Annotated in this window: 22 protein-coding genes, 4 tRNA genes and 1 pseudogene; 21 read left to right on the top strand and 6 right to left on the bottom strand. The window is 59.1% G+C overall.

Annotated features, from left to right (window positions below; all coding sequences use genetic code 11):
• The first annotated feature begins 28 nt into the window (after positions 1–28).
• From ribF to ispH, 5 genes are all read left to right on the top strand, one after another.
• Positions 29–967, top strand: a complete 939-nt coding sequence (gene ribF, locus ACZZ0G_RS07340; protein ID WP_463555748.1) for a bifunctional riboflavin kinase/FAD synthetase — start codon at positions 29–31, stop codon at positions 965–967.
• A 13-nt stretch (positions 968–980) separates the two neighbouring features.
• Positions 981–3,812 carry an isoleucine--tRNA ligase gene (ileS, locus tag ACZZ0G_RS07335; protein ID WP_463555747.1) on the top strand — a complete coding sequence of 944 codons (2,832 nt, stop codon included), beginning with the start codon at positions 981–983 and terminating at the stop codon, positions 3,810–3,812.
• Positions 3,805–4,317 (top strand): signal peptidase II, encoded by a 513-nt coding sequence (lspA, locus tag ACZZ0G_RS07330; protein ID WP_007909836.1) that lies wholly within the window; start codon positions 3,805–3,807, stop codon positions 4,315–4,317. Before ileS ends, lspA begins: the two co-directional genes overlap by 8 nt.
• Before the next feature lie 7 nt (positions 4,318–4,324).
• On the top strand, positions 4,325–4,762 hold the full coding sequence (fkpB, locus tag ACZZ0G_RS07325; RefSeq protein ID WP_174244532.1) for an FKBP-type peptidyl-prolyl cis-trans isomerase: 438 nt from the start codon (positions 4,325–4,327) through the stop codon (positions 4,760–4,762).
• Positions 4,763–4,913: 151 nt separating this feature from the next.
• Positions 4,914–5,858, top strand: a complete 945-nt coding sequence (ispH, locus tag ACZZ0G_RS07320) for a 4-hydroxy-3-methylbut-2-enyl diphosphate reductase (RefSeq protein WP_463394854.1) — start codon at positions 4,914–4,916, stop codon at positions 5,856–5,858.
• Here ispH and ACZZ0G_RS07315 read toward each other — a convergent pair.
• Positions 5,830–6,384, bottom strand: a complete 555-nt coding sequence (locus tag ACZZ0G_RS07315; RefSeq protein ID WP_463555746.1) for a GspH/FimT family pseudopilin — start codon at positions 6,382–6,384, stop codon at positions 5,830–5,832. The two genes, ispH and ACZZ0G_RS07315, sit on opposite strands and share 29 nt — an antisense overlap.
• A gap of 130 nt (positions 6,385–6,514) precedes the next feature.
• Here ACZZ0G_RS07315 and ACZZ0G_RS07310 point away from each other — a divergent pair, with 130 nt between their 5' ends.
• The 7 genes from ACZZ0G_RS07310 to thiO are packed head-to-tail and all read left to right on the top strand — an operon-like array spanning position 6,515 to position 13,279.
• Positions 6,515–6,988 carry a GspH/FimT family pseudopilin gene (locus ACZZ0G_RS07310; RefSeq protein ID WP_463555745.1) on the top strand — a complete coding sequence of 158 codons (474 nt, stop codon included), beginning with the start codon at positions 6,515–6,517 and terminating at the stop codon, positions 6,986–6,988.
• Positions 6,985–7,434, top strand: coding sequence for a type IV pilus modification protein PilV (pilV, locus tag ACZZ0G_RS07305; RefSeq protein WP_463555744.1), 450 nt, complete (start codon positions 6,985–6,987; stop codon positions 7,432–7,434). Before ACZZ0G_RS07310 ends, pilV begins: the two co-directional genes overlap by 4 nt.
• Positions 7,431–8,144, top strand: coding sequence for a PilW family protein (locus ACZZ0G_RS07300; RefSeq protein WP_463555743.1), 714 nt, complete (start codon positions 7,431–7,433; stop codon positions 8,142–8,144). The genes pilV and ACZZ0G_RS07300 overlap by 4 nt, the downstream gene beginning before the upstream one ends.
• Positions 8,145–8,154: 10 nt before the next feature.
• Positions 8,155–8,634, top strand: a complete 480-nt coding sequence (locus ACZZ0G_RS07295) for a pilus assembly PilX family protein (RefSeq protein WP_463555742.1) — start codon at positions 8,155–8,157, stop codon at positions 8,632–8,634.
• A complete protein-coding gene (locus tag ACZZ0G_RS07290) occupies positions 8,621–11,704 on the top strand; it encodes a pilus assembly protein (RefSeq protein ID WP_463555741.1) in 3,084 nt (1,027 codons plus the stop codon). The genes ACZZ0G_RS07295 and ACZZ0G_RS07290 overlap by 14 nt, the downstream gene beginning before the upstream one ends.
• Positions 11,705–11,719: 15 nt before the next feature.
• Positions 11,720–12,121 carry a type IV pilin protein gene (locus ACZZ0G_RS07285; protein ID WP_463555740.1) on the top strand — a complete coding sequence of 134 codons (402 nt, stop codon included), beginning with the start codon at positions 11,720–11,722 and terminating at the stop codon, positions 12,119–12,121.
• 57 nt (positions 12,122–12,178) lie between these two features.
• A complete protein-coding gene (thiO, locus tag ACZZ0G_RS07280) occupies positions 12,179–13,279 on the top strand; it encodes a glycine oxidase ThiO (protein ID WP_463555739.1) in 1,101 nt (366 codons plus the stop codon).
• Between the two features lie 115 nt (positions 13,280–13,394).
• On the opposite strand, the gene ACZZ0G_RS07275 is transcribed toward thiO, so the two are convergent.
• The 4 genes from ACZZ0G_RS07275 to ACZZ0G_RS07260 all read right to left on the bottom strand — a co-directional run bounded on the left by ACZZ0G_RS07275 (position 13,395) and on the right by ACZZ0G_RS07260 (position 17,702).
• A complete protein-coding gene (locus ACZZ0G_RS07275) occupies positions 13,395–14,741 on the bottom strand; it encodes a sigma-54-dependent transcriptional regulator (protein WP_463555738.1) in 1,347 nt (448 codons plus the stop codon).
• Positions 14,738–16,327 carry an ATP-binding protein gene (locus ACZZ0G_RS07270; protein ID WP_463558836.1) on the bottom strand — a complete coding sequence of 530 codons (1,590 nt, stop codon included), beginning with the start codon at positions 16,325–16,327 and terminating at the stop codon, positions 14,738–14,740. The genes ACZZ0G_RS07275 and ACZZ0G_RS07270 overlap by 4 nt, the downstream gene beginning before the upstream one ends.
• The gene (locus tag ACZZ0G_RS07265) at positions 16,317–16,559 is read right to left on the bottom strand and encodes a PP0621 family protein (protein WP_463555737.1); all 243 of its coding nucleotides are present in this window, start codon (positions 16,557–16,559) and stop codon (positions 16,317–16,319) included. The genes ACZZ0G_RS07270 and ACZZ0G_RS07265 overlap by 11 nt, the downstream gene beginning before the upstream one ends.
• Positions 16,560–16,685: 126 nt before the next feature.
• Positions 16,686–17,702, bottom strand: a complete 1,017-nt coding sequence (locus ACZZ0G_RS07260; RefSeq protein ID WP_127929826.1) for an outer membrane protein assembly factor BamD — start codon at positions 17,700–17,702, stop codon at positions 16,686–16,688.
• 151 nt (positions 17,703–17,853) lie between these two features.
• Between ACZZ0G_RS07260 and rluD the strand changes: the two genes are divergently transcribed.
• The 9 genes and pseudogenes from rluD (at position 17,854) to ACZZ0G_RS07215 (ending at position 24,734) form a co-directional block, all read left to right on the top strand.
• Positions 17,854–18,816, top strand: coding sequence for a 23S rRNA pseudouridine(1911/1915/1917) synthase RluD (rluD, locus tag ACZZ0G_RS07255; RefSeq protein WP_016986220.1), 963 nt, complete (start codon positions 17,854–17,856; stop codon positions 18,814–18,816).
• Complete coding sequence (pgeF, locus tag ACZZ0G_RS07250; RefSeq protein WP_463555736.1) at positions 18,813–19,535, top strand: peptidoglycan editing factor PgeF; 723 nt, start codon at positions 18,813–18,815, stop codon at positions 19,533–19,535. Before rluD ends, pgeF begins: the two co-directional genes overlap by 4 nt.
• Positions 19,536–19,665: 130 nt before the next feature.
• Positions 19,666–22,230, top strand: coding sequence for an ATP-dependent chaperone ClpB (gene clpB / locus ACZZ0G_RS07245; protein ID WP_194934823.1), 2,565 nt, complete (start codon positions 19,666–19,668; stop codon positions 22,228–22,230).
• 297 nt (positions 22,231–22,527) lie between these two features.
• Positions 22,528–22,603: transfer RNA gene (locus ACZZ0G_RS07240), tRNA-Asn, on the top strand.
• A 9-nt stretch (positions 22,604–22,612) separates the two neighbouring features.
• Positions 22,613–22,689 (top strand) — tRNA-Pro (locus ACZZ0G_RS07235).
• 5 nt (positions 22,690–22,694) lie between these two features.
• A tRNA-Lys gene (locus tag ACZZ0G_RS07230) sits at positions 22,695–22,770 on the top strand.
• A gap of 97 nt (positions 22,771–22,867) precedes the next feature.
• A tRNA-Pro gene (locus ACZZ0G_RS07225) sits at positions 22,868–22,944 on the top strand.
• A 164-nt stretch (positions 22,945–23,108) separates the two neighbouring features.
• A pseudogene (locus ACZZ0G_RS07220) lies at positions 23,109–23,879 on the top strand (MCP four helix bundle domain-containing protein); the annotation flags it as partial.
• Positions 23,871–24,734, top strand: a complete 864-nt coding sequence (locus tag ACZZ0G_RS07215; protein WP_371044025.1) for a methyl-accepting chemotaxis protein — start codon at positions 23,871–23,873, stop codon at positions 24,732–24,734. The pseudogene ACZZ0G_RS07220 and the gene ACZZ0G_RS07215, both read left to right, overlap by 9 nt.
• 62 nt (positions 24,735–24,796) lie before the next feature.
• Here the strand turns inward: ACZZ0G_RS07215 and ACZZ0G_RS07210 are convergent, their stop codons facing one another.
• Complete coding sequence (locus ACZZ0G_RS07210; protein ID WP_463394868.1) at positions 24,797–25,204, bottom strand: HvfA family oxazolone/thioamide-modified RiPP metallophore; 408 nt, start codon at positions 25,202–25,204, stop codon at positions 24,797–24,799.
• Between the last annotated feature and the right edge of the window lie 142 nt (positions 25,205–25,346).

Below are 25,346 nucleotides of genomic sequence, written 5' to 3'. Positions count from 1 at the left end.
CGACCACTTTATGAGCAAGAAGCGCGTTATGCAGCTGGTTCGAGGCCTCCACAACTTGCGCCCCCAGCATCGGGGCTGCGTCGCCACTATTGGCAACTTTGACGGTGTTCACCGTGGTCACCAGGCTATCCTGGCCCGACTGCGTGAGCGTGCGCTCGAGTTGGGCGTACCCAGCTGCGTGGTGATTTTCGAGCCGCAGCCACGGGAATTCTTTGCCCCCGAGACTGCGCCGGCGCGTCTGGCGCGGTTGCGCGACAAGCTGCAACTGCTGGCCGCTGAAGGCGTTGACCGGGTGTTGTGCCTGGCATTCAACCAGCGCTTGAGCAAACTCAGCGCCAGTGAATTCGTCGATACCATCCTGGTTGATGGCCTCGGTGTGCAGCACCTGGAGGTCGGTGACGATTTCCGCTTCGGTTGCGATCGCCTCGGCGATTTCGACTTCCTGCTGCAGGCCGGGCAGATGCACGGTTTTTCCGTTGAAGCAGCGCAGACCGTCGAGCTGGACGGCATTCGTGTCAGCAGCACGCAAGTGCGCAACGCGTTGGCCGCCGCCGATTTTGCCTTGGCCGAACGTTTGCTCGGTCGCCCGTACCGCATTGCCGGTCGCGTGCTGCATGGCCAGAAACTGGCCCGGCAACTGGGTACGCCCACTGCCAACATTCAACTCAAGCGTCGTCGCGTGCCGTTCACCGGGGTGTATCTGGTGGATGTCGACATCGACGGCAAGACCTGGCCCGGCGTCGCCAATATTGGCGTGCGGCCCACGGTACAAGGTGATGGCAAGGCCCACCTTGAAGTGCATCTTTTAGATTTTGCCGGCGATCTGTATGACCGGCGTTTGACGGTGGTTTTCCACCAAAAGCTGCGTGAAGAGCAGCGCTTCGCCTCCCTGGAGGCATTGAAAACGGCGATCAATGCGGATGTCGCCACCGCCCGTGCACTAGCCGCACCTAGCGCCCATCGCTAATGAAGAGCCTTAAATGACCGACTATAAAGCCACGCTTAACCTTCCGGACACCGCCTTCCCAATGAAGGCCGGCCTGCCACAGCGCGAACCGCAGATTCTGCAGCGCTGGGACAGTATTGGCCTGTACGGAAAGTTGCGCGAGATTGGCAAGGATCGTCCGAAGTTCGTTCTGCACGACGGTCCTCCGTATGCCAACGGCACGATCCACATCGGTCACGCACTGAACAAGATTCTCAAGGACATGATCATCCGCTCGAAGACCCTGTCAGGTTTCGACGCGCCTTATGTTCCGGGTTGGGACTGCCACGGCCTGCCGATCGAGCACAAGGTTGAAGTGACCCACGGCAAGAACCTGGGCGCGGACAAGACCCGCGAACTGTGCCGTGCCTACGCCACCGAGCAGATCGAAGGGCAGAAGTCCGAATTCATCCGTCTCGGCGTGCTGGGCGACTGGGCCAACCCGTACAAGACCATGGATTTCAAGAATGAGGCCGGTGAAATCCGTGCTTTGGCTGAAATCGTCAAGGGCGGTTTCGTGTTCAAGGGCCTCAAGCCTGTGAACTGGTGCTTCGACTGCGGTTCGGCCCTGGCTGAAGCGGAAGTCGAGTATGAGACCAAAAAGTCCTCGACCATCGACGTGGCCTTCCCGATCGCTGACGAAGCCAAACTGGCTGCCGCGTTCGGTCTGCCGTCGCTGGGCAAGCCTGCGTCGATCGTGATCTGGACCACCACCCCGTGGACCATCCCGGCCAACCAGGCTCTGAACGTTCACCCGGAATTCAACTACGCACTGGTGGATGTCGGCGACAAGCTGCTGGTGCTGGCTGAAGAGCTGGTCGAAGCCTGCCTGGCTCGCTACAGCCTGGAAGGTTCGGTCATCGCGACCACCACGGGTAAAGAACTCGAGCTGATCAACTTCCGCCACCCGTTCTATGACCGTCTGTCGCCGGTGTATCTGGCTGACTACGTCGAACTGGGCGCTGGCACTGGCGTGGTTCACTCCGCTCCGGCCTACGGCGTGGACGACTTCGTGACCTGCAAGAAATACGGCATGGTCAACGACGACATCCTCAACCCGGTGCAGAGCAACGGCGTGTACGCGCCGTCGCTGGAATTCTTCGGCGGCCAGTTCATCTGGAAGGCCAACCCGGCCATCGTCGACAAGCTGACCGAAGTCGGTGCGCTGATGCACACCACCGTCATCGAACACAGCTACATGCACTGCTGGCGCCACAAGACCCCGCTGATCTACCGCGCCACCGCGCAGTGGTTTATCGGCATGGACAAAGAGCCAACCAGCGGCGACACCCTGCGTGTACGTTCGCTCAAAGCCATCGAAGACACCAAGTTCGTTCCGGCCTGGGGCCAGGCGCGTCTGCATTCGATGATTGCCAACCGTCCGGACTGGTGCATCTCGCGTCAGCGCAACTGGGGCGTGCCGATCCCGTTTTTCCTGAACAAGGAAAGCGGCGAGCTGCACCCACGCACCGTTGAGCTGATGGAGGAAGTCGCCAAACGCGTTGAAGTCGAAGGCATCGAAGCCTGGTTCAAGATGGACGCTGCCGAACTGCTCGGCGACGAAGCGCCGCTGTACGACAAGATCAGCGACACCCTCGACGTCTGGTTCGACTCGGGCACCACGCACTGGCACGTCCTGCGCGGTTCGCACCCGATGGGTCACGAGAGTGGCCCGCGTGCCGACCTCTATCTGGAAGGCTCCGACCAACACCGTGGCTGGTTCCACTCGTCGCTGCTGACCGGTTGCGCCATCGACAACCACGCGCCGTACCGCGAACTGCTGACCCACGGTTTTACCGTCGACGAGTCAGGTCGCAAGATGTCCAAGTCGCTGAAAAACGTGATCGAACCGAAAAAGATCAACGACACGCTGGGCGCCGACATCATGCGTCTGTGGGTCGCTTCGACCGATTACTCGGGCGAAATCGCTGTATCGGATCAGATCCTGACGCGCAGTGCGGACGCCTATCGTCGTATCCGTAACACCGCGCGCTTCCTGCTCTCGAACCTCAGCGGTTTCAACCCGGCTACCGATATCCTGCCAGCTGAAGAAATGCTCGCGCTGGATCGTTGGGCGGTCGACCGCACCTTGCTGCTGCAACGCGAGCTGCAAGAACACTACGGCGAATACCGTTTCTGGAACGTCTACTCGAAGATCCACAACTTCTGCGTGCAGGAGCTGGGTGGTTTCTACCTCGACATCATCAAGGACCGTCAGTACACCACTGGCGCCAACAGCAAGGCCCGCCGTTCGGCGCAAACCGCGCTGTTCCACATCTCCGAAGCGCTGGTGCGCTGGATCGCGCCGATCCTCGCCTTCACCGCCGACGAACTGTGGGAATACCTGCCGGGCGAGCGTAACGAATCGGTGATGCTCAACACTTGGTACGAAGGTCTGACCGAACTGCCGGCCGACGTTGAACTGGGCCGCGACTACTGGGAACGCGTCATGGCGGTCAAAGTAGCGGTCAACAAAGAAATGGAAATCCAGCGCGCGGCGAAAGCTGTCGGTGGCAACCTGCAAGCCGAAGTGACGCTGTATGCCGAAGACGCGCTGAGCGCCGATCTGGCCAAGCTGAGCAACGAGCTGCGCTTTGTCCTGATCACCTCGACCGCCAGTGTTGCGCCGTTTGTACAGGCTCCGGCTGATGCGGTAGTGACTGAAGTCAGCGGCCTGAAGCTGAAGATCGTCAAGTCGGCCTTCCCGAAATGCGCCCGTTGCTGGCACTGCCGTGAAGACGTTGGCGTGAACCCGGAGCATCCGGAAATCTGCGGTCGTTGCGTCGACAACATCAGCGGCGCTGGCGAGGTTCGTCACTATGCCTAATGCCGTTGGCCGTTTCGGACGGTTGAGCTGGCTGTGGTTGAGTTTGCTGGTTCTGGTCATCGACCAGGCCAGCAAGTTCTACTTTGAAGGCAAGCTCGAAATGTTCCAGCAGATCGTGATCATTCCCGATTACTTCAGCTGGACCCTGGCCTACAACACCGGCGCTGCTTTCAGCTTCCTGGCTGACAGTTCAGGCTGGCAGCGTTGGCTGTTCGCCCTGATCGCGATTGTGGTCAGTGCGGTACTGGTGGTCTGGCTCAAGCGTCTGGGCCGCAACGAAACCTGGCTGGCCGTCGCGCTGGCGTTGGTATTGGGCGGCGCACTGGGCAATCTGTATGACCGCATTGCCTTGGGCCATGTGATCGATTTCATTCTGGTGCACTGGCAGAACCGCTGGTACTTCCCGGCGTTCAACTTTGCCGACAGCGCCATCACTGTTGGTGCGGTGATGCTGGCACTGGATATGTTCAAAAGTAAAAAGACCGGAGAAGCCGTTCATGACTGAACAGGTATTGGCTGAGCAACGCATCGGCCAGAACACGGAAGTCACTTTGCACTTTGCATTGCGCCTGGAGAACGGCGACACCGTCGACAGCACGTTCGACAAAGCCCCGGCGACCTTCAAGGTCGGCGACGGCAACCTGCTGCCGGGTTTCGAAGCGGCGCTGTTCGGCTTCAAGGCCGGCGACAAGCGCACGCTGACCGTCGAGCCGGAAAACGCTTTCGGCCAGCCGAACCCGCAGAACGTGCAGATCATTCCACGTTCGCAGTTCGTCGATATGGAGCTGTCGCCGGGTTTGCTGGTGATCTTCAACGATGCGGCCAATACTGAGCTGCCGGGTGTGGTGAAAGAGTTCGATGACACGCAAGTGACCATCGACTTCAACCACCCTCTGTCGGGCAAGACGCTGACCTTTGACGTGGAAATCATTTCCGTCAAAGCGCTGTAACTGGCTGTATAAGGTCAAATGTGGGAGCGAGCTTGCTCGCGAAACCGGTGTGTCAGCTAACAGAGATGTTGAAGGTGACGCCCCCTTCGCGAGCAAGCTCGCTCCCACAGTAGTTATTCATTGTTTTCGCGCGCAAGACACGAGGCACAGCATGCAAATCAAACTCGCCAACCCCCGTGGCTTCTGCGCCGGCGTGGACCGGGCGATCGAAATCGTCAACCGCGCCCTGGAAGTCTTTGGGCCGCCGATCTACGTGCGTCATGAAGTGGTGCACAACAAATTCGTCGTTGAGGACCTGCGCAGTCGTGGGGCGATCTTCGTCGAAGAGCTGGATCAGGTGCCGGACGACGTCATCGTGATCTTCAGTGCCCACGGCGTATCTCAAGCTGTGCGCACCGAAGCCGCCGGCCGTGGCCTGAAAGTATTCGACGCCACCTGCCCGCTGGTCACCAAGGTGCACATCGAAGTGGCGAAATACAGCCGCGACGGTCGTGAGTGCATCCTGATCGGCCACGCCGGTCACCCGGAAGTCGAAGGCACCATGGGCCAGTACGATGCCAGCAATGGCGGCGCGATCTACCTCGTCGAAGACGAGAAAGACGTTGCCGAGTTGCAGGTGCATAACCCCGACAAACTGGCATTCGTCACCCAGACCACGCTGTCGATGGACGACACCAGTCGCGTCATCGATGCCCTGCGCACGCGCTTCCCGGCCATCGGCGGCCCACGCAAGGATGACATCTGCTACGCCACGCAAAACCGGCAGGACGCGGTGAAGCAACTGGCCGACGAATGCGATGTGGTGTTGGTGGTCGGCAGCCCGAACAGCTCCAACTCCAACCGTCTGCGTGAACTGGCCGAACGCATGTCCACGCCGGCTTACTTGATCGACGGTGCCGAAGACATGCAAAAGAGCTGGTTCGATGGCGTTGAGCGTATCGGCATCACCGCCGGCGCCTCCGCCCCGGAAGTATTGGTGCGCGGCGTGATCCAGCAACTGCAGGCCTGGGGCGCCACCGGTGCCGATGAGCTGGCAGGGCGCGAAGAGAACATCACGTTCTCGATGCCTAAAGAGCTGCGCGTCCGTTCGATTTGATGCTTTTTGCTTTCTGACACAACGTCTGTTCAGCGCTTTTGCTGCTCAGGCGCACGCGACCGGTCGCCGCCAGCACCACCTGGAGTTGGCTGACCGGTTCGTGAGTCGCACAGATATGTAATGTCCCTGCCTGAAACGCCCGTCCGGGCATCAGTGGTTGCCCCAGACTGCTGAAACGTACATAACGACTCACTGACCAATTGCCGACAATCGGCACCTGTGTGTCGCTCACACTTTCTTGCAGCAGCGGATTGCTGCTGTCTTTCGGCCCCTTGCCGTTGATATCCAGAATGATCCGCCAGCCCTGACTCCAGTCGCCGTTGATGCCATGAATCACCACGCTCTGATTACGCGTGATGGCCATGCCGCGAGCGTTACGCAGGCCATCGAGCAAAGACTGCGCCGCCTGATCACGCTGATTCGATTCTCTGAGCTTGGCAAACGCCGGGCTGACCAGCAGCAGAACAATTGCGCCAATCGCCAGTCCCATAAGCAGTTCGATCAGGCTGAAACCTTGTTGCGGCATGAAAACTCCCTCCGTGGAGTGTGATGAACGACGCGCTCTGTGCGCCGGGCAGGGCAAATCAACCGACGCGGGCCGGTTGAATGTTCTAGCGTGTAGAAGCAGGTATAGCCGACGGCAACGGAGGGCATCGATGGATCTTCGTACAAAAGGTTTCACGCTGATCGAGTTGTTGGTCGCACTCGCGATCTTCGTGATCCTGATCACTCTGGCGGTGCCGGCGTTCACTCGATCGATACAGGGCAGCAAGGCTGATACCGAGATGGGGGACCTGCAACGGGCGATCAATTTCGCCAGGCTCGAAGCCATCGACCGTGGCACGACGCTGCGCTTGCGTCCAACCGCTGGTGGCAGCGTCTGGACCGGTGAACTGGCGGTCTATGACAGTACTGGCACTTCGGCCAATGTGTTGCGGGTTGTTCCGGCAATGAGCAGCGGTGCCACTCTGACGCTAACCTCTGGAGTGACCGCGCTGGATTTCAATAACCTCGGCGGTCTCGCGGCACCGTCGACAGCGGTGGTGATCAGTTACACGCTGGGAACGCAAAGCAGGACGCTGAACGTGTGTTTGAACGGACGAATTCAATTGGGTGGAACGTGCGGATGAGGGCAGGGAGTCAACATATACAGCAGGGTATGACGCTGATCGAAGTGCTGGTCGCGTTGCTGATTCTGACGGTCGGGCTGCTGGGTGCGGCGGCGGTTCAGCTGAATGCACTGAAGTACACCGACAGCTCGCGGATGACCAGTCAGGCCAGTTTCATCGCCTACGACATGATGGACCGCATCCGCGCCAACTCCGGCGCCGACTACACCGGCACACCGCCGACGTCGGGCAATCTGAGCGTCGCCCGCGATCAGGACCTCTACGATTTCACCACCAACATCGTCAACTTCGGTGGTCCGACCGCGACTGGCAGTATCACCCTCAATCAGCGGGTCTACACCATCACCATCAATTGGAGCGATGCGCGAGCCGCCAACACCGCCAGCGCCCAGCGCAGTTTTGTCCTGACCAGCCGCGCTGCGGTTGATCCGGTGGCCACGCCATGAAGCAGAAAAATCGTGGGTTCGGTCTGATCGAATTACTCATCGCTTTGGCACTGGGGCTGATCGTGGTGCTGGGGGTGGTGCAGATTTTCATCGCGGCGAAAAATACTTATGTCAGCCAGAACACTGCTGCGGCGATGCAGGAAGACGCACGGTTTGTGTTGAGCAAAATGATTCAGGAAATTCGCATGGTCGGGATGTTCGGCTGTCTTGGCACCATTACCGATTCGAGCAGTGCGGGCGACTTCAATGCTGCGCAGGTCACGCCGATCAACTGGGACAATGCCAACCTCAAACTGACGCTGGTCACCGCCGATATCGGCAGCGGCGGGGGCACGCCAACCTGGACCGTGGTCTCCGATTGCCGCAACAGTGCAACGGCCTATACCGGCTTGCGCTCCCCGGCGAGCGGGCAGATCGCGTTCCCGATCCGGCGCCTGATCTACAGCTTCAGCAACAATCAGATTCTCATGGGGACCGGCAGTGGTACGCCGACCCAGCAGGTGCTGGTCAACAATGTCAATGCGTTCACCGTGACGTTTGGTCTGGCCAGTTCCGCAACGGATGTGGCGGCCTCGACCTACAGCGCCAACCCCGCCGATCCGGCGCGCATTCGCAGTGTGCGGCTGAGCCTGACCCTCAACGATCCGAACAATCGGGTGCGCAGTCAAACCTTCAACGTGGTTGCCGCTTTGCGCAACCGCTTGCAGTGAGGGGGGAACGATGAAGATCTCTCTCCACACCCGTCAGACGCAGCGCGGCATGGTCTTGCTGGTGAGTCTGGTGTTCCTGTTGCTGCTGACGTTGATTGGTCTGTCGTCGATGCAGAGCGCCAACCTGCAGGAAAAAATGGCCGGCAGCGTGAGTCTGCGCAATCAATCGTTCCAGACCGCTGAAGCGGCTTTGCGTGTGGGGGAAAGCGCTGTGCAACTGGACAGCTATGCGCTGGCCGTTTGCAGCGGCACCAATCAATGCGCACCGCCGGCGGAGTCATCAGTGGTCAGTTCGGCGGGGCTCAACTCGACTTCCGGGGTGACCTGGATCGCCGCCGGCAATGGTTTCTATGGAGTACAGAACATCGGCACCACGCTCACTGCCGTGAACGTGCCGAGCAACACCTCGGCGACGTTGTATCGGGTTACAGCGGTCGGCATCGCCGGCACTTCGCGTAGCGTGGTGGAGAGTGTTTATGCGAAGTATTGAGCGCTGCATATCACTATTGATCGGCATGCTGATGAGCTTTTATCTGGCGGCACCGGCCTATGCGTTCACGCCTTCCGATTCACCGCTGCTGAGTGCGGCGGCGGTATCACCCAACGTCATGCTGCTGATCGACGATTCGGGGAGTATGAACAGCATCATTTATGCGGCCGGATTCGATCCGACGGTTGATCGCACGCCGGCCCGACAATGTAATGCCTTGCTCGGTTTGTGCCTGAGTTCGACGACGATCACCGGCGACACGATCTTTCTGTCGAGCCTGCCGACATCAGGCTGTTCCGGCGGTGCCTATGCGTTCTATAACAACAGTCTGGCGCCGTTGTGCCTGAAACTGCCGGATCCGGTGGGCAGCGGCAACACGCGGTATTCGGGGGATTACATTTCCTATGTGGTCAGCCTGGCCATCAACAACGGTACACGTGATTTCACCACCGGGGCGATTCCCAACGACTACCGCATCAACGTCGCGCGCAACGTTTCAACCGCTTTGGTCAGCAGCAACCGCACCTTGCGAATTGGCCTGTCGACGTTCAATCCGGCCACCAGTAACAACTCCGGCAATGGTGGTTTCATTGCCCGCGCGATCAGCGATCTGTCGCCGGTGTCAGGTAGCGTGACTCAGGCCCAGGCCGACAGCAATTACAACGCGCTGATCTCCTCGATCAACGGCTTGAGCGCAGTGGCCAACACGCCGTTGGCGGAAACCTATTACGAAATCACTCGCTACATGCGCGGCATGGCGCCGTACTACAACAGCACGCCGAGCACCTACACCAGCCCGATTCAGTACCGCTGCCAGAAAAACTATGGAGTGGTGATCACCGACGGTCTACCTACTTTCGACCGAACCTTCCCGACTAACGACCCGTTGGGCGGTAGCCGTTTGCCAAACTGGGATGGCGTCAACAATGACGGCAACAACCTCAACGGTGACGGTGAAGGGGACACGCTGTATCTGGATGACATCGCCAAATTCGCCTTCGACATCGACATGCGTTCGACCGGTACGGACGCCGCAGGCAAGAGCTGGAACGCGGTGGATTTTCCCAAGCAGAACATGAACACCTACACCGTGGGGTTCACCGCCGATAACGACATGCTCTCCGATGCCGCCGCTTATGGGCAGGGGAAGTACTACCAGGCGACGGACAGTACCGGGCTCAATGCGGCGCTGTCGTCGGCGTTGAGTGACATTACTTCCAAGGCTGGATCCGGCGGCGCAGCTGTTGCCAGCGTTGGAACACTTACCAGTGGCAGCAGTTTTTACCAAACCACTTATGATCCCAAGGATTGGCGAGGCACCATCAAGTCTTTCGGTTTTACGTCGGCCGGGGTGGTGAATACTTCTACCGCACTCTGGACGACTGACACAACCATCGTGCCGGGGGCGACCGCGCCGACGTATCAATCATGGAACACCACAAGCAGCGCCGCCGTGACGCTGGCTTACGGCAACTTTTCCCCTGCGCAACAGACGACGCTCAGCCAGAGTCTGCCCACGGGTATTACGGGCAATGACCTGGTGGAGTGGAGCAAAGGCACCAACAAAACCGGGCTTAAGGTACGCAATGTGTTGCTCGGGGACATCATCAACTCGCCGTTGGTGCTGGCGGCCCCCACGGACAAGACCGCTGCGGACTTGTCCGGCGATACCACTTACACCTCATACCTGACCACCAAAGCTGCCAACATGAACTCCAGCCTGGTGGTGAATGCCAATGACGGTTTCGTCAACGTCATCAACTCGGTCAACGGCACCCGACGCTATGCCTACATGCCGTCCAGTGTGTTGCCGTCGCTACGGCTGATTGCTGATCCGACCTATATCAACGGTGTCAGCCACAAATTTCTCGTCGACGGTCAGGTCGGGGTGTTCGACGCGCAGTCCGGCACGGCCTGGAAAACCCTGGCCATTGGTGGCGCCGGTGCCGGGGGTAAAACGTTCTACGGGTTGCAGCTGTTTGATGCTTCTGCGGGCAATGTGATCAAAGCGTTATGGGAGGTCAGTGCGCCGTCCGCGGCCAACACCGCCAACGCATTTAATGATCTGGGTTACGCCTACGCCCGCCCGGAAGTGGCACGCTTGGCCGATGGTCGTTGGGCGGCGTTCATCTCGAATGGTTACGGTAGCAACTCCGGTGTGGCCGCCCTGTATGTGCTGGATGTGCGCGATGGTTCGCTGATCAAGAAAATCGTCATCGACAGCACGGAAACCACTAACGGTTTGTCCTCGGTAAAACTCAAGGTCAACTCTTCAAATGTCGTCCAGGCCGCTTATGGGGGGGATTTGAAAGGGCGCCTGTGGAAATTTGATCTGAGCGCGACATCGACGGACAGCTGGGGCGTGGCGTTTTCCGGTAAACCGCTGTTCACCACGGCGGGCGGGGCGACACAGCCGATTACCGCGCAGCCGCTGCTGGCGGATAACGCATTGGGCGGCAAACAGATCTTTGTCGGCACTGGCAAATTCAATGAAACGGCCGACAAGACCAACAAGGATTTGCAGGCGTTCTATTCGGTATGGGATGCCGATGGCGGTTCAGGGAACATCACTGTCAGCAGTTTGCAGGCGCAGGCGATTACCGGATCATTTTCTGGCAGCTCCGGGCAGTTTCTGACCACGACGCAAAATGACACGACATATCCTGGGGAGAAGGGCTGGTATTTGCCATTGGTGTACAACAACGTGTTGACCGGCGAACGGGTGATCAATCAAGCGAATATCGTGCTTGGCCGTATCGTCTTCACCACGGCCATTGTCGATACCACCGATCCTTGTGCGAGTTTTGGTACGGGCAAGTTGGTCGAACTCGAGGCGTTCAGCGGTAAGATGCTCAACTATGCGGTGATTGATACTGGTGGCGATAGTTTGGTCGACAACAATGACTCAATCTCCAGCGGCGTGAGTTTCGCTGACGGCATTCCGAACGTGGCGTTTATAAACCCGAATGCTACGAAAAAGGGTGTGTATGACACCAGTGGAAAGCTCACGATAATCAATGAAAAGGGCGGCGGTGGCAGCCGTCGTATCATGTGGCGACAAATACAGTAAGCGAGAGTTTGAGGCATGCGCAGATTCAACCGAGGCTTCACCCTGATCGAAATCATGATCGTGATTGCGATCATCGGGATCGTCATCACCATCGCCGCACCGAGCTACACCGAATATGTGAAAAAGGGCCGTCGCGCCGAAGTGGTGTCGCTGCTCTCGGAGCAGGCGCAGACCCTCGAACGTTTCTACACCAAGAGCAATGTCTACACTGGCGTTACCGGGCTCAGCACGGGCAATGATTTCTATACCATCACCCCGACCATCTCTGACCAGACCTTCCTGTTGACCGCCACCCGCAAGACGGGCACGGCCATGGCCACCGACAAGTGCGGGGATTTCACCCTGACCAACACCGGCGTCCGCAGCATGAACAACGCGACTACCGGGCTGACCACCAAGGATTGCTGGGGCCGCTGAGACGCTTTCTTTCGGGCGCCTTTTGCGCCCACTGTCTTTTTTACGGTTGGAACAAACATGACCAGGCAACAGCAAGTGGTGATTGTCGGTGGCGGGGTGATTGGCCTGCTGACCGCCTACAATCTCGCCTCCGAAGTGCGCAGCGTGGTGCTGCTGGATCGTTCGAACCTCGGTCAGGAATCGTCCTGGGCGGGTGGCGGTATCGTTTCGCCGTTGTACCCGTGGCGCTATAGCCCGGCGGTCACCGCGCTGGCGCACTGGTCGCAGGATTTTTATCCACAGCTCGGCGAGCGTTTGTTTGCCGACACCGGGGTCGATCCTGAAGTACACACCACTGGCCTGTACTGGCTGGATCTGGATGACGAAGCCGAAGCACTGGCCTGGGCCGAGCGGGAAAACCGCCCGTTGCGGGCTGTGGATATCTCGGCGGCTCATGATGCAGTGCCGGTGCTCGGTGGCGGGTTTTCACGGGCGATCTACATGGCTGATGTGGCCAACGTGCGCAATCCGCGTCTGGTGAAGTCGCTGAAAGCGGCACTTCTGGCACTGCCGAACGTGACGATTCACGAGCAATGTGAAGTCAGCGGGTTTGTTCGCGAAGACGGTCGGGTTGTTGGCGTCGAGACTTCCAGTGGCGTCATCGCTGGCGATCAGGTTGTGTTGACTGCCGGTGCGTGGAGCGGTGATTTGCTCAAGACGCTGGGCCTGACACTGCCGGTCGAGCCGGTCAAAGGTCAGATGATTCTTTACAAGTGCGCGGCGGACTTCCTGCCGAGCATGGTGCTGGCGAAAGGGCGTTATGCGATCCCGCGTCGCGACGGGCATATTCTGATCGGCAGCACGCTGGAGCACGAAGGCTACGACAAGACGCCGACCGAGGTGGCGCTGGAAAGTCTCAAGGCCTCGGCGGTGGAGTTATTGCCGGCGCTGGCGGACGCCGAAGTGGTCGGGCACTGGGCGGGGCTGCGTCCGGGGTCGCCGGAGGGAATTCCGTACATTGGCCGGGTGCCGGGGTTTGACGGGTTGTGGTTGAACTGCGGGCATTATCGCAATGGGTTGGTGCTGGCGCCGGCGTCATGTCAGTTGTTTGCCGATGTGATGCTGGGAAGGGCGCCGATTATTGATCCGGCGCCGTATTCACCGGAAGGCCGGATTTAGTCAGGCATTTCTCTGGAGTCTGGCAGATCGCTTTCGCGAGCAGGCTCGCTCCCACATTGAATTTTTTGAACGACAAAGATCAGCTGTGGGAGCGAGCCTGCTCGCGAAGGGGCCCTCAATCGAGGCCCAGTTTCTTCAGCCGATAGCGCATCGACCTGAACGAAAGACTCAACCGCTGCGCCGCCGCCGTACGATTCCAGCGCGTTTCCTCCAGCGCTTGCAGAATCAGCTTCCGCTCAACGTTCTCCAGATAATCCTCAAGATTATCGATCTGGGTCAGATCGGCAATGCCGCCATCCGCCGCGCAGTTGCCTTCACTCAGGCGCAAATCCTCAGCCTCGATCGTACGGTTTTCACACAAGGTGTGCGCCCGCTCGAGAACGTTCTCCAACTCCCGCACGTTCCCCGGAAAGCGATAATTCTTCAGCGCTTCCAACGCCTGCGCATGCAAACGCGCCGCCGGTTGCCCGCTGTCTGTGGCCAGACGCTTGAGCATGTGCGCGGCCAACACTTCGATGTCATCACGGCGCTCACGCAGGGATGGAACGCGCAGTTCGATCACGTTCAAGCGGTAATAGAGGTCCTGACGAAAGCGCTCGGCCGCAACCTCGGCATCGAGATCCTTGTGTGTGGCGCAGAGAATTCGCACATCGACCACGCTTTCCTGCTGCCCGCCGACACTGCGCACGGCTTTTTCCTGAATCGCCCGCAGCAGTTTTACCTGCATCGACAATGGTAAATCCGCCACTTCATCAAGAAACAACGTGCCGCCATGGGCCGCCTGGAACAGCCCCGGTTTGTCTTCGACCGCACCGGTAAAACTGCCTTTGCGATGGCCGAAAAACTCGCTTTCCATCAGCTCCGAGGGAATCGCCCCGCAGTTCACCGGTACGAACGGCTGGCTGGCGCGCGGCCCTTGTTCATGGATCAGGCGCGCGACCAGTTCCTTGCCACTGCCGGATTCGCCACTGATGTACACCGGCGCCTGGCTGCGAGCGAGCTTGTCGATTTGCTTGCGCAAATTACGCATGGGCGGCGAATCGCCGAGCAAGCGTCGATCGATGGAGGTAAAGCTGCCTCCCGCCGCCGGCATGCGCAGGGCGGTGCCGACCAGTTCACGCAAACGGGTAAGGTCCACCGGTTTGGTGAGGAAGTCGAAAGCACCTGCTTTCAAAGCGTTGATGGCCGTTTCCAGACTGCCATAGGCGGTGATCATCGCCACTGGCAGTTGCGGATAACGTTGCTGAATATGCTGCACCAGTTCCAGCCCCGTGCCGTCGGGCAGGCGCATGTCGGTCAGGCACAAGTCGAAACTCTCGCGGTTCAGTAGCGCTTGAGCTTCAGCCAGATTGCGGGCGCTGTAGGTATCGAGTTTCATCCGTCCCAAGGTGATTTCCAGGAGTTCGCGGATATCCGGTTCGTCGTCGACGATGAGGATTTTTTGCCGTGGGCTCGTATTCAACTTTGTTTCCGTCCGTGAGCAAAGGTGATGCGAAAGCAGCCGCCGCCTTGGCGTGATTGAAAGTCTAGGCGCGCTTGGTTGCTTTCGCACAGCTCACGGGACAGATAAAGCCCAAGGCCGGTGCCCTGGCTGCTGGTGGTGAAGAACGGTTCGAACAGATGCGTCTGTTCATCGGCTGGCACGCCAGGGCCGTTGTCCTGCACTTCGAGGACCGCCAACTGGCTGTCAGGATCGATGAACAGGGCCAGCCAGACTTGCGCCTGATCGTGCAGCAGGGCGCTGTGGCGCCAACCATTGCGTAACAGGTTGTCGAGAATTTGCGTGAGCTGGTTGGGGTCCATCAGCGTGATGAACTCCCCCGAGTTGACCCGCAGATGAATCTGCTGGCGCTCGCTGGCCTGTTCGCGGCTCTCGGCAACGAAGTTTTCCAGCCATGGCTTGAGATCCAGCCGTTGCGGGGCGCTCTGTTGGCGGCGGGACAGTTGCAGGACGTTTTCGATGACTCGGTTCATGCGCTGGGAGTGGTCTTGAATGATCTGCGTCAGACGCCGATCGGCGCGGTCGAGTTCCTCGGATTCAGCCAATAGCTGCGCGGCGTGACTGATGGCACCCAGCGGGTTGCGGATCTCGTGGGCGATGCCGGCGGTCAAGCGCCCAAGTGCGGCGAGCTTCAGTTGCTGGGCTTGTTGGGCGATTTGCGCAAGGTCTTCGAGAAATACCAGGGTTTGCTGGTGCGGGCTTTGTTCGAGGGCGATGAAGCTCGGTTGCAGTTCGAGGCCGTTGCCGGGGATTTTCAGGCTTTGCGGGCGCAAGGTCGGGTTGTTCATCCACAGTTGCAGGCGATCGACAAGCGCACTGGAATAGTCGTCGATCAAATGTCCCTCAAGGTGAGATTGCGCGAGCAAGATTTGTGCGCTGTGGTTCGCCAGTTGCACCCGGCGCTCCTCATCGAGGACCAGAATCCCGGTGCGCATGCGTTGCAGGATCAGCGCATTGAGCGCTTCGAGCCCGACCACTTCGCTGGCACGTTGCTCGGCCAGGGTTTCGCTGACTTCGAGGCGGCGGATCAGCCCCTGCACCAGCAACGACGCGGCAAAGCACAGCGCACCGAGGGTGCCGGCCTGCAAGTATTCATTGGCGCTCAGGGGGTGGTTGAAGCCGAGCAGGAAACTCGAACCGACGATGCCCAGCGCACCGATGGCAGCAATCAACAGGCCGATGCGCCGCCGTAGCAGGGTGTTGCTGATGGCTACGGAGACAATCAGCAAATTACCCAGCGCACTGCCGACGCCGCCCGCCGCAAAGAACAAACCGCATAAAAGCAGGACATCGACGAGGGCCAGGCTGAACAGTTGCGCCGGCCTTCGCGTGTTCTCAAGGAACACCGCCAACAGAATGTTGAGGATCAGATACAGCCAACTGCCACCGCGCAGCAATTCGTCGTTGGCCGACGTCAGCAGGCGGTTGTCCATGTTGCTGGAGATCAGCAGCACCAGCGTGATGCCGACGCTTAAACGGTAAAGATGATAAAGGCGCAGCAGGCGCTGCGCCTGTTTGCTGTCGGCGCTGGTGGCCTCAGCGATCACTGGCACCCGGGCCTTGCTCAAGGTGAGCCTGGCTGCAATACCACTGTTGTTGCACGGCCAGCGCGCGGTCGCGCGGCAGATGCACGCCGCAATGGGCGCAACGCACCATCGGTGGAGCATCCTGCTCGCGAGGGGCGCGATTGGATTGATTGGACGCGGCAGGCGCCTTGAATTTACGCCACAACCATATCGCGGCGAAAATCACGACGATCCAGAACAATAAACGAAGCATGATGAGCGGCTTTTTGACTGATGATCCGGCAGTTTAGCCAAGGTCCTGACAAGCGCACAGCGGATTAAATCGCGGAAACGAAAAAGGGAGATCCGCAGATCTCCCTTTTCTGTGCAACCGGTGTGATCAGTCGAACACGCCGAAAGTCATGTAGCTGAACCACGAACGGTCGGTGCTGCTCGACTCGGGCTCTGGTTCTTCGATCACGTCGCCGTTCTCGTCTTTAGGCTTGAGCTCGTTCGGGATCGCGTCTTTCGCGTCCTGGAACTGCTTCTGCACGTCCTGGTTGGCGCGGGTTTCACCCGGCGGCAGCGGTGGACGCGACTCGATCAGGCCCAATGTCGCCTTGCTCAGGAACGAACGGTTGTCCGCTTCGGCAACCCGTGGCACGAACTGGCCGTCCTGCAGGCTCGGGTGATTCGGGTAGTTGAGCTTCAGGGTTTCGAGGCTGGTGGCCGCCAGTTCGTCCAGGTGCAGACGCTGATAGGCTTCAGTCATCACCGCCAGGCCGTCGCCGACCGATGGGGTTTCCTGGAAGTTTTCCACCACGTAACGGCCACGGTTGGCAGCGGCTACATAGGCCTGACGGGTCAGGTAGTAGTCGGCTACGTGAATCTCGTAGGCCGCCAGCAGGTTGCGCAGGTAAATCATGCGCTGCTTGGCGTCCGGCGCGTAGCGGCTGTTCGGGTAGCGGCTGGTCAGCTGGGCGAACTCGTTGTACGAGTCGCGCGCGGCGCCCGGGTCACGCTTGGTCATGTCCAGCGGCAGGAAGCGCGCCAGCAGGCCGACGTCCTGGTCGAAAGAGGTCAGACCTTTCAAGTAGTACGCGTAATCCACGTTCGGGTGCTGCGGATGCAAACGAATGAAACGCTCGGCGGCGGATTTTGCAGCTTCCGGCTCGGCGTTCTTGTAGTTGGCGTAGATCAGTTCCAGCTGTGCCTGATCGGCGTAGCGACCGAACGGATAACGCGACTCCAGAGCCTTCAGCTTGGCTGTGGCGCTGGTGTAGCTGTTGTTGTCCAGGTCAGTCTGAGCCTGCTGATACAGCTCGGCTTCGCTGAGGTTTTCGTCTACGACTTCCTTCGATGAGCAAGCAGCGGTCAATGCGAGGATGGCGATCAGCAGCAGGTGTTTCACTTGCATGGCGGCTTGCGTCCCTATGACGGCCGCTGTCTTGGGCGGGGCCGTCCTGTTATGATGAGCGCCCCGTTGAAAAGCCTCGGGGCAAAAGACGCCGTATTTAACCACAAGCGCGCAGCCGAAACCAAAAGCTGTGCCGACGCACAGTCAGAGCATGTCCGATAAAATTGAACTTCGCGCAGAGGTGCCGTCCGAATTGGGCGGCCAACGCCTCGATCAAGTCGCTGCCCAACTCTTCGCTGAGCACTCTCGCTCGCGCCTTTCCGCCTGGATCAAAGAAGGTCGCCTGACTGTGGACGGGGCGGTCATCCGCCCTCGCGACATCGTGCATGGCGGTGCCATCCTTGAGCTGACTGCCGAGCAGGAAGCCCAGGGCGAGTGGATCGCCCAGGACATCGAACTCGACATCGTCTACGAAGATGACGACATCCTGGTGATCAACAAGCCTGCGGGCCTGGTGGTACACCCGGCTGCCGGTCACGCCGATGGCACCTTGCTCAACGCCTTGCTGCACCACGTGCCGGACATCATCAATGTCCCGCGCGCCGGTATCGTGCATCGTCTGGACAAGGACACCACCGGTCTGATGGTGGTGGCCAAGACCATTCAGGCGCAGACCAAGCTTGTTACTCAACTGCAGAGTCGCAGCGTCAGCCGCATCTATGAGTGCATCGTGATCGGTGTCGTGACCGCCGGCGGCAAGATCAACGCCCCGATCGGTCGTCACGGCCAGCAGCGCCAGCGCATGGCGGTGATGGAAGGCGGCAAGCCTGCCGTCAGCCACTATCGCGTGCTGGAGCGCTTCCGTTCCCACACCCACGTACGGGTGAAACTGGAAACCGGTCGTACTCACCAGATTCGCGTACACATGTCGCACATCAACTTCCCGTTGGTCGGCGATCCGGCATACGGCGGTCGTTTCCGCATTCCGCCAGCGGCGAATCCGACGATGGTTGAATCGCTCAAGCATTTCCCGCGTCAGGCCCTGCACGCGCGTTTCCTTGAGCTGGATCATCCGACGACCGGTGAACGCATGAGCTGGGAATCGCCGCTGCCGGAAGATTTCGTCTGGCTGCTGACCCTGCTCAAGCAGGATCGCGAGGCATTCGTCGGATGAACTGGCTGACGCCGGACTGGCCTGCGCCGGCCAGCGTCAAAGCCTGCGTCACCACCCGCGAGGGCGGTGTCAGCGAGGCGCCGTTCGACAGCCTCAATCTGGGCGATCATGTCGATGATCGTCCTGAGGCCGTTGCCGAAAACCGTCGCCGTCTCACCGAACACTTCTCTATACAGCCTGCCTGGTTGCAGCAAGTCCACGGGATTACCGTGGCGCATGCTGATCCGGGCATTGTTGCGACCGCTGATGCCAGTTGGACAGCAACGCCGGGTATCGCCTGCGCGGCGATGACGGCGGATTGCTTGCCGGCGTTGTTCTGCGATCGCGCTGGCACTCGCGTGGCGGCGGCCCATGCCGGTTGGCGTGGTCTGGCGGCGGGTGTACTTGAAGCCACGCTCGATAGCCTCGATATTCCGGCTAACGACGTTCTGGTCTGGCTCGGCCCGGCGATTGGCCCGAAAGCCTTTGAAGTCGGCCCGGAAGTGCGCGAAGTCTTCATCAATCAATTGCCCCAAGCGGCAGAAGCCTTCGTGCCGAGCCACAATGCCGGCAAGTTCATGGCGGACATCTATATGCTGGCGCGCCTGCGTCTGGCTGAACGCGGTGTCACTGCTGTTTATGGTGGCGGTTTCTGCACCGTGACCGATCCGCGCTTCTTTTCCTATCGCCGTGCATCACGCACTGGTCGCTTTGCCTCCCTCGTTTGGCTCACCCGCTAGACTTGCCTGACCTGAATCAACTCTTTGACGCTTGAATCTCCCAGAATCGACCGCATCTACAGTGGTATCTGGCAGGTTTCTTTATTCAGGATGGTTTTTAGGTCCGGCCTGCTCAAAAGGAAGGTGACTTATGCGAATAGACCGTTTAACCAGTAAATTACAGTTGGCCCTGTCCGACGCCCAGTCGTTGGCAGTCGGCCACGATCATCCGGCGATTGAACCGGCGCACTTGATGCAAGCCATGCTTGAACAGCAGGGTGGTTCGATCAAACCTCTGCTGATGCAGGTGGGCTTCGACGTCAACAGCTTGCGCAAAGAGCTGACCAAAGAGCTCGACCAACTACCGAAAATCCAGAACCCGACCGGCGACGTCAACATGTCGCAGGATCTGGCGCGCCTGCTCAATCAGGCTGACCGTCTGGCCCAGCAGAAGGGCGACCAGTTCATTTCCAGCGAACTGGTGCTGCTCGCGGCAATGGACGAGAACAGCAAGCTCGGCAAGTTGCTGCTCGGCCAGGGCGTGAGCAAGAAAGCCCTGGAAAACGCGATCAACAACCTGCGTGGCGGCGAAGCGGTGAATGACGCTAACCACGAAGAGTCGCGCCAGGCGCTGGATAAATACACTGTCGACCTGACCAAGCGCGCCGAAGACGGCAAGCTCGATCCGGTGATCGGCCGTGACGACGAAATCCGTCGCACCATTCAGGTTCTGCAGCGCCGCACCAAGAACAACCCGGTGCTGATCGGCGAACCCGGCGTGGGTAAAACCGCGATCGCCGAAGGTCTGGCGCAGCGCATCATCAACGGCGAAGTGCCGGACGGCCTCAAAGGCAAGCGTCTGCTCTCGCTGGACATGGGCGCACTGATTGCCGGTGCCAAGTATCGTGGTGAATTCGAAGAACGCCTGAAATCGCTGCTCAACGAGCTGTCGAAGCAGGAAGGGCAGATCATTCTGTTTATCGACGAGCTGCACACCATGGTGGGTGCCGGTAAGGGCGAAGGCTCGATGGATGCCGGCAACATGCTCAAGCCTGCACTGGCTCGCGGTGAGTTGCACTGCGTCGGCGCGACCACGCTTAACGAGTATCGCCAATATATAGAGAAGGACGCGGCGCTCGAGCGACGCTTCCAGAAAGTCCTGGTGGATGAGCCGAGCGAAGAAGACACCATCGCCATCCTGCGTGGCCTTAAAGAACGTTACGAGGTTCACCATAAGGTGGCGATCACCGACGGCGCGATCATCGCTGCGGCCAAGCTCAGCCATCGCTACATCACTGACCGGCAGTTGCCGGACAAGGCCATCGACCTGATCGATGAGGCCGCCAGCCGCATCCGCATGGAAATCGATTCCAAGCCGGAAGTGCTTGATCGTCTGGAGCGTCGCCTGATTCAGTTGAAGGTGGAGTCTCAGGCGCTGAAGAAAGAAAGCGACGAAGCGGCGATGAAACGTCTGGAGAAACTTCAGGAAGAAATCGTCCGTCACGAGCGTGAGTATTCGGATCTGGAAGAAATCTGGAATTCGGAAAAAGCCGAGGTGCAGGGTTCTGCGCAGATTCAGCAGAAGATCGAGCAGTCGCGTCAGGAGCTGGAAGCCGCGCGCCGTAAAGGCGACCTGAACCGCATGGCCGAGTTGCAGTACGGGGTGATCCCGGATCTGGAACGCAGCCTGCAAATGGTCGACCAGCACGGCAAGAGCGAAAACCAGTTGCTGCGCAGCAAAGTGACTGAAGAAGAGATCGCTGAAGTTGTATCGAAGTGGACCGGCATTCCGGTGTCGAAAATGCTCGAAGGCGAGCGCGACAAGCTGATGAAGATGGAAAGCCTGTTGCACAAACGTGTGATTGGTCAGGAAGAAGCCGTGGTCGCTGTGGCCAACGCGGTACGGCGTTCGCGTGCCGGGTTGTCTGATCCGAATCGTCCGAGCGGCTCGTTCATGTTCCTCGGCCCGACCGGTGTCGGTAAAACCGAGCTGTGCAAGGCGCTGGCCGAATTCCTCTTTGATACGGAAGAGGCGATGGTGCGGATCGACATGTCCGAGTTCATGGAGAAACATTCCGTGGCTCGCCTGATCGGTGCGCCACCGGGATACGTCGGTTACGAAGAGGGCGGATACCTGACCGAGGCTGTGCGTCGCAAGCCTTATTCGGTGATCCTGCTGGACGAAGTCGAGAAGGCGCACCCGGATGTGTTCAACATCTTGCTGCAAGTGCTCGAGGATGGTCGCCTGACCGACAGCCATGGCCGCACGGTGGACTTCCGCAATACAGTGATCGTCATGACTTCGAACCTCGGCTCTGTGCAGATTCAGGAACTGGTCGGTGATCGTGAGGCGCAGCGTGCAGCGGTGATGGATGCGCTGACGTCGCACTTCCGTCCGGAGTTCATCAACCGGGTCGACGAAGTGGTGATCTTCGAGCCTTTGGCACGGGATCAGATTGCGGGCATTACCGAGATTCAGTTGGGCCGTCTGCGCAGCCGTCTGGCCGAGCGCGAGCTGAAGCTGGAGCTCAGCCCGGAGGCGATGGACAAGCTGATCGCCGTTGGTTACGACCCGGTGTATGGCGCACGTCCTTTGAAACGGGCGATTCAGCGCTGGATCGAAAACCCGCTGGCGCAGTTGATCCTTTCGGGTCATTTCATGCCAGGCGACACGGCGACCGGCACTGTCGAGAACGACGAAATCGTTTTCAACTGAGCCAAAGCGTCAATGAAAATTGGAAGGCCCTACATCGTAGGGCCTTTTTTTTCGTTAGGCTGTTGAACTCAAAGGAAAAGGCTTGTAAAGTGCGCCCCGCAGTCAGTCGCCAAGACGGTCTCAGCTCACTGAGTTGAAATCTGAAATAAGTTGCAAATCATTAACTTGAAAGCAATTTAGGGGGTTGACAGAGGTGTTCTAGGTTGTAGAATAGCGCGCCTCAGACACACGAACGCAGCGATGCGAACGAGTGACTGGAAGCAGTAAGTTTCACCGTTGTAAATTGAAATATGTAGTTCCGTGATAGCTCAGTCGGTAGAGCAAATGACTGTTAATCATTGGGTCCCAGGTTCGAGTCCTGGTCACGGAGCCAATTTCAAGCCGGGGTATAGCGCAGTCCGGTAGCGCGCCTGCTTTGGGAGCAGGATGTCAGGAGTTCGAATCCCCTTACCCCGACCATTTTTGGGTCGTTAGCTCAGTTGGTAGAGCAGTTGGCTTTTAACCAATTGGTCGTAGGTTCGAATCCCACACGACCCACCATTTTTGAAACCAGTTAGCGCTGGGATCGAATCTTAAGATCAGAGGCCAAAAGCGCTGATCGAAGAAGGCGATCTTTGAAAGGTCGCCTTTTTTTTACCGGGGTATAGCGCAGTCCGGTAGCGCGCCTGCTTTGGGAGCAGGATGTCAGGAGTTCGAATCCCCTTACCCCGACCATATTAAAAATCCTCGTATCGAAAGATACGGGGATTTTTTTTGTCCGACAAAAACCCATTTCCCCTTCAAGTCATCATACAACCTGCCGATAGCCCGCTAACACGAGGGGACTGCCATGGCTTCGCCCCTTGAATCTGGCCAATACAAGAATAAGGGCGTTCGTCATGTTGCTTCGTCAGTTGAATATTGCCCCCCGGGCTGCCTTGGGATTTGCCCTGATTGCGGTGTTGGTCGCCTTGCTCGGCGTGTTTGCGCTGGGGCAGATGTCGAGTATTCGCGACAGTGAAGTTGCGGTAGAAAATCAGTGGCTGCCGAGCATTCGTGGCGGCGACGAGATTCGCGAGATCATGCTGCGCATCCGCACCATCTCATTGCGCATGGCGCTGGACCAGGACGCGAACAATATCGCCACCTACCGCAGCCAGATGGACACCCGCGATAAGGAGCTGAGCGAGAAAATCGCCGCCTACGACAAACTGGTCGACACCCCGGAAGGGCAGCAGCTATACGACCAGTTCAAAAAGACCTTCGCCGCGTATCGCAGTGGCATCGCTCAGTCCTTCGCCCTCGCCGAGCAAGGCAAGCGTGATGAGCTGACCAAATTGTTGCTGGTCGACATGAAAACCGTGGTCGATGGCTCCGGCAAGCAACTCAATGATCTGGCGGACCTGTTCGCCAAACAGGTCGCCGCCGAAAGCCAGAAGTCTGCAGCGCACTACGAAAACTCGCGCACGATCGTCAGCTTGTTCATTGCCTTGGCCGCACTGGCCACGGTGGCACTGGCGATGCTGCTCACCCGCAGTATCGTTCGGCCGCTGAGCAGCGCCGTGAGCGCCGCAGAAAGTGTCGCGCAGGGTGATCTGACCCGCCCGATCGAGACTCATGGCAACGATGAAGTCAGCCGTTTGCTCAAAGCCTTGGCGAGCATGCAGCAAAACCTGCGTGAGACGCTGCAAGGCATCAGCGGTTCGGCCACGCAGTTGGCGACCGCTGCCGATGAACTCAATGCGGTGACACTCGACAGCACACAGGGGCTGCAACAACAGAACAACGAAATCGAACAAGCCGCGACGGCCGTTAATCAGATGACGGCAGCGGTGGAAGAGGTCGCACGCAATGCGGTGTCGACCTCTGACGCGACCCGTCAATCCAGCGAGTCGGCGCATCTGGGGCAGGTGCGCGTCAGTGAGACCGCCACGGCCATCAATGCGCTGGCCAGCGATGTACAACAGACCGGTGAGTTGGTGCAATCACTGGCCAATCAATCGCAGGACATCGGCAAAGTGCTGGACGTGATTCGGGCGATTGCCGAGCAGACCAACCTGCTGGCGCTCAACGCGGCGATTGAAGCGGCGCGCGCCGGTGAGAGCGGGCGAGGCTTTGCCGTAGTCGCCGATGAAGTACGGGCGCTGGCTTATCGCACACAGCAATCGACGCAGGAGATCGAGCAGATGGTCCAGGGCATGCGCAGCGGTTCGAGCCTGGCGCTGGATTCGATGCAGGCCAGTACCGCGCGTGCCACGACTACCCTGGCGTTGGCTGAGCGCGCCGGTGAGGCGCTGCAAACCATTACCGCGTCGGTGCATGAGATCCATGAGCGCAATCTGGTGATCGCCAGTGCCGCCGAAGAGCAGGCGCAAGTAGCCCGCGAAGTGGATCGCAACCTGGTGAACATTCGTGATTTGTCGGTACGTTCGGCCGCCGGTGCCGACCAGACCAGTGCTTCCAGCCATGAGTTGTCGCAACTGGCCAACGCCCTGCAGGGCATGGTGCGGCGCTTTCAGTTGTAAGCGTGCAGACGTGAAAAAACCGCGTTTCTCCCGAGAGAAACGCGGCTTGTTTTTTCTGCCGATCAGGCGCCGTCTTGATCTTTCAGGTGCTCGAACAGGCCTTTGGGCATCTTCTTGCCATTGGCTTCAAAGTTGGCCTTTACGTTGTTATAGGCCTCTTGCTCGTCGATAAAACCGTCATGGTTGGTGTCGATCTTGTCGAAGTCGGACTTCGGTGCGACTTTCAGAAATTCGGCGCGGGAGACCTTGCCGTCACCATCGCTGTCGGTCTTCGCCATCGAGGCATCGCCACATTTGCCTTCACCGCATTTGCCTTCCGGCGTTTTCACCGAAGTTTCTGCCGAGGCAACCATGTAGCCCTGCGCCAGTGGTTGTGCGGCAAATACCGAACCGGACAACATCAGACCGCCAGCCAGTGCTGCGCCGATCATGCCAATGGATTTTTTACCGAGGGTCGAAGTACGGGACATTTGGATTCTCCTGGGCTGCACAACGCAACCACACGTTAAAGACGCAAGCCTGAGCGGTGTTGCTCGGGTGTGGCCATTAAGCGGTGGCGGTGTATCGCGACTGTGTCGCGCAGCGGGGGAGTTTGTATGCGAAGTTGGGAAA

It is taken from the genome of Pseudomonas sp. AC169 (genome assembly GCF_979258515.1).
The sequence above is the reverse complement of the archived record's forward strand: the minus strand, read 5'-3'. Positions and strand labels throughout refer to the sequence as shown.

Coding starts and splice junctions, on each gene's coding strand:
- ribF (WP_463555748.1), top strand. CDS start 29: ATGCAGCTGGTTCGAGGCCTCCACAACTTGCGCCCCCAGCATCGGGGC.
- ileS (WP_463555747.1), top strand. CDS start 981: ATGACCGACTATAAAGCCACGCTTAACCTTCCGGACACCGCCTTCCCA.
- lspA (WP_007909836.1), top strand. CDS start 3,805: ATGCCTAATGCCGTTGGCCGTTTCGGACGGTTGAGCTGGCTGTGGTTG.
- ispH (WP_463394854.1), top strand. CDS start 4,914: ATGCAAATCAAACTCGCCAACCCCCGTGGCTTCTGCGCCGGCGTGGAC.
- ACZZ0G_RS07315 (WP_463555746.1), bottom strand. CDS start 6,384: ATGCCGCAACAAGGTTTCAGCCTGATCGAACTGCTTATGGGACTGGCG.
- ACZZ0G_RS07310 (WP_463555745.1), top strand. CDS start 6,515: ATGGATCTTCGTACAAAAGGTTTCACGCTGATCGAGTTGTTGGTCGCA.
- pilV (WP_463555744.1), top strand. CDS start 6,985: ATGAGGGCAGGGAGTCAACATATACAGCAGGGTATGACGCTGATCGAA.
- ACZZ0G_RS07300 (WP_463555743.1), top strand. CDS start 7,431: ATGAAGCAGAAAAATCGTGGGTTCGGTCTGATCGAATTACTCATCGCT.
- ACZZ0G_RS07295 (WP_463555742.1), top strand. CDS start 8,155: ATGAAGATCTCTCTCCACACCCGTCAGACGCAGCGCGGCATGGTCTTG.
- ACZZ0G_RS07290 (WP_463555741.1), top strand. CDS start 8,621: ATGCGAAGTATTGAGCGCTGCATATCACTATTGATCGGCATGCTGATG.
- ACZZ0G_RS07285 (WP_463555740.1), top strand. CDS start 11,720: ATGCGCAGATTCAACCGAGGCTTCACCCTGATCGAAATCATGATCGTG.
- thiO (WP_463555739.1), top strand. CDS start 12,179: ATGACCAGGCAACAGCAAGTGGTGATTGTCGGTGGCGGGGTGATTGGC.
- ACZZ0G_RS07265 (WP_463555737.1), bottom strand. CDS start 16,559: ATGCTTCGTTTATTGTTCTGGATCGTCGTGATTTTCGCCGCGATATGG.
- ACZZ0G_RS07260 (WP_127929826.1), bottom strand. CDS start 17,702: ATGCAAGTGAAACACCTGCTGCTGATCGCCATCCTCGCATTGACCGCT.
- rluD (WP_016986220.1), top strand. CDS start 17,854: ATGTCCGATAAAATTGAACTTCGCGCAGAGGTGCCGTCCGAATTGGGC.
- pgeF (WP_463555736.1), top strand. CDS start 18,813: ATGAACTGGCTGACGCCGGACTGGCCTGCGCCGGCCAGCGTCAAAGCC.
- clpB (WP_194934823.1), top strand. CDS start 19,666: ATGCGAATAGACCGTTTAACCAGTAAATTACAGTTGGCCCTGTCCGAC.
- ACZZ0G_RS07215 (WP_371044025.1), top strand. CDS start 23,871: ATGCAGCAAAACCTGCGTGAGACGCTGCAAGGCATCAGCGGTTCGGCC.
- ACZZ0G_RS07210 (WP_463394868.1), bottom strand. CDS start 25,204: ATGTCCCGTACTTCGACCCTCGGTAAAAAATCCATTGGCATGATCGGC.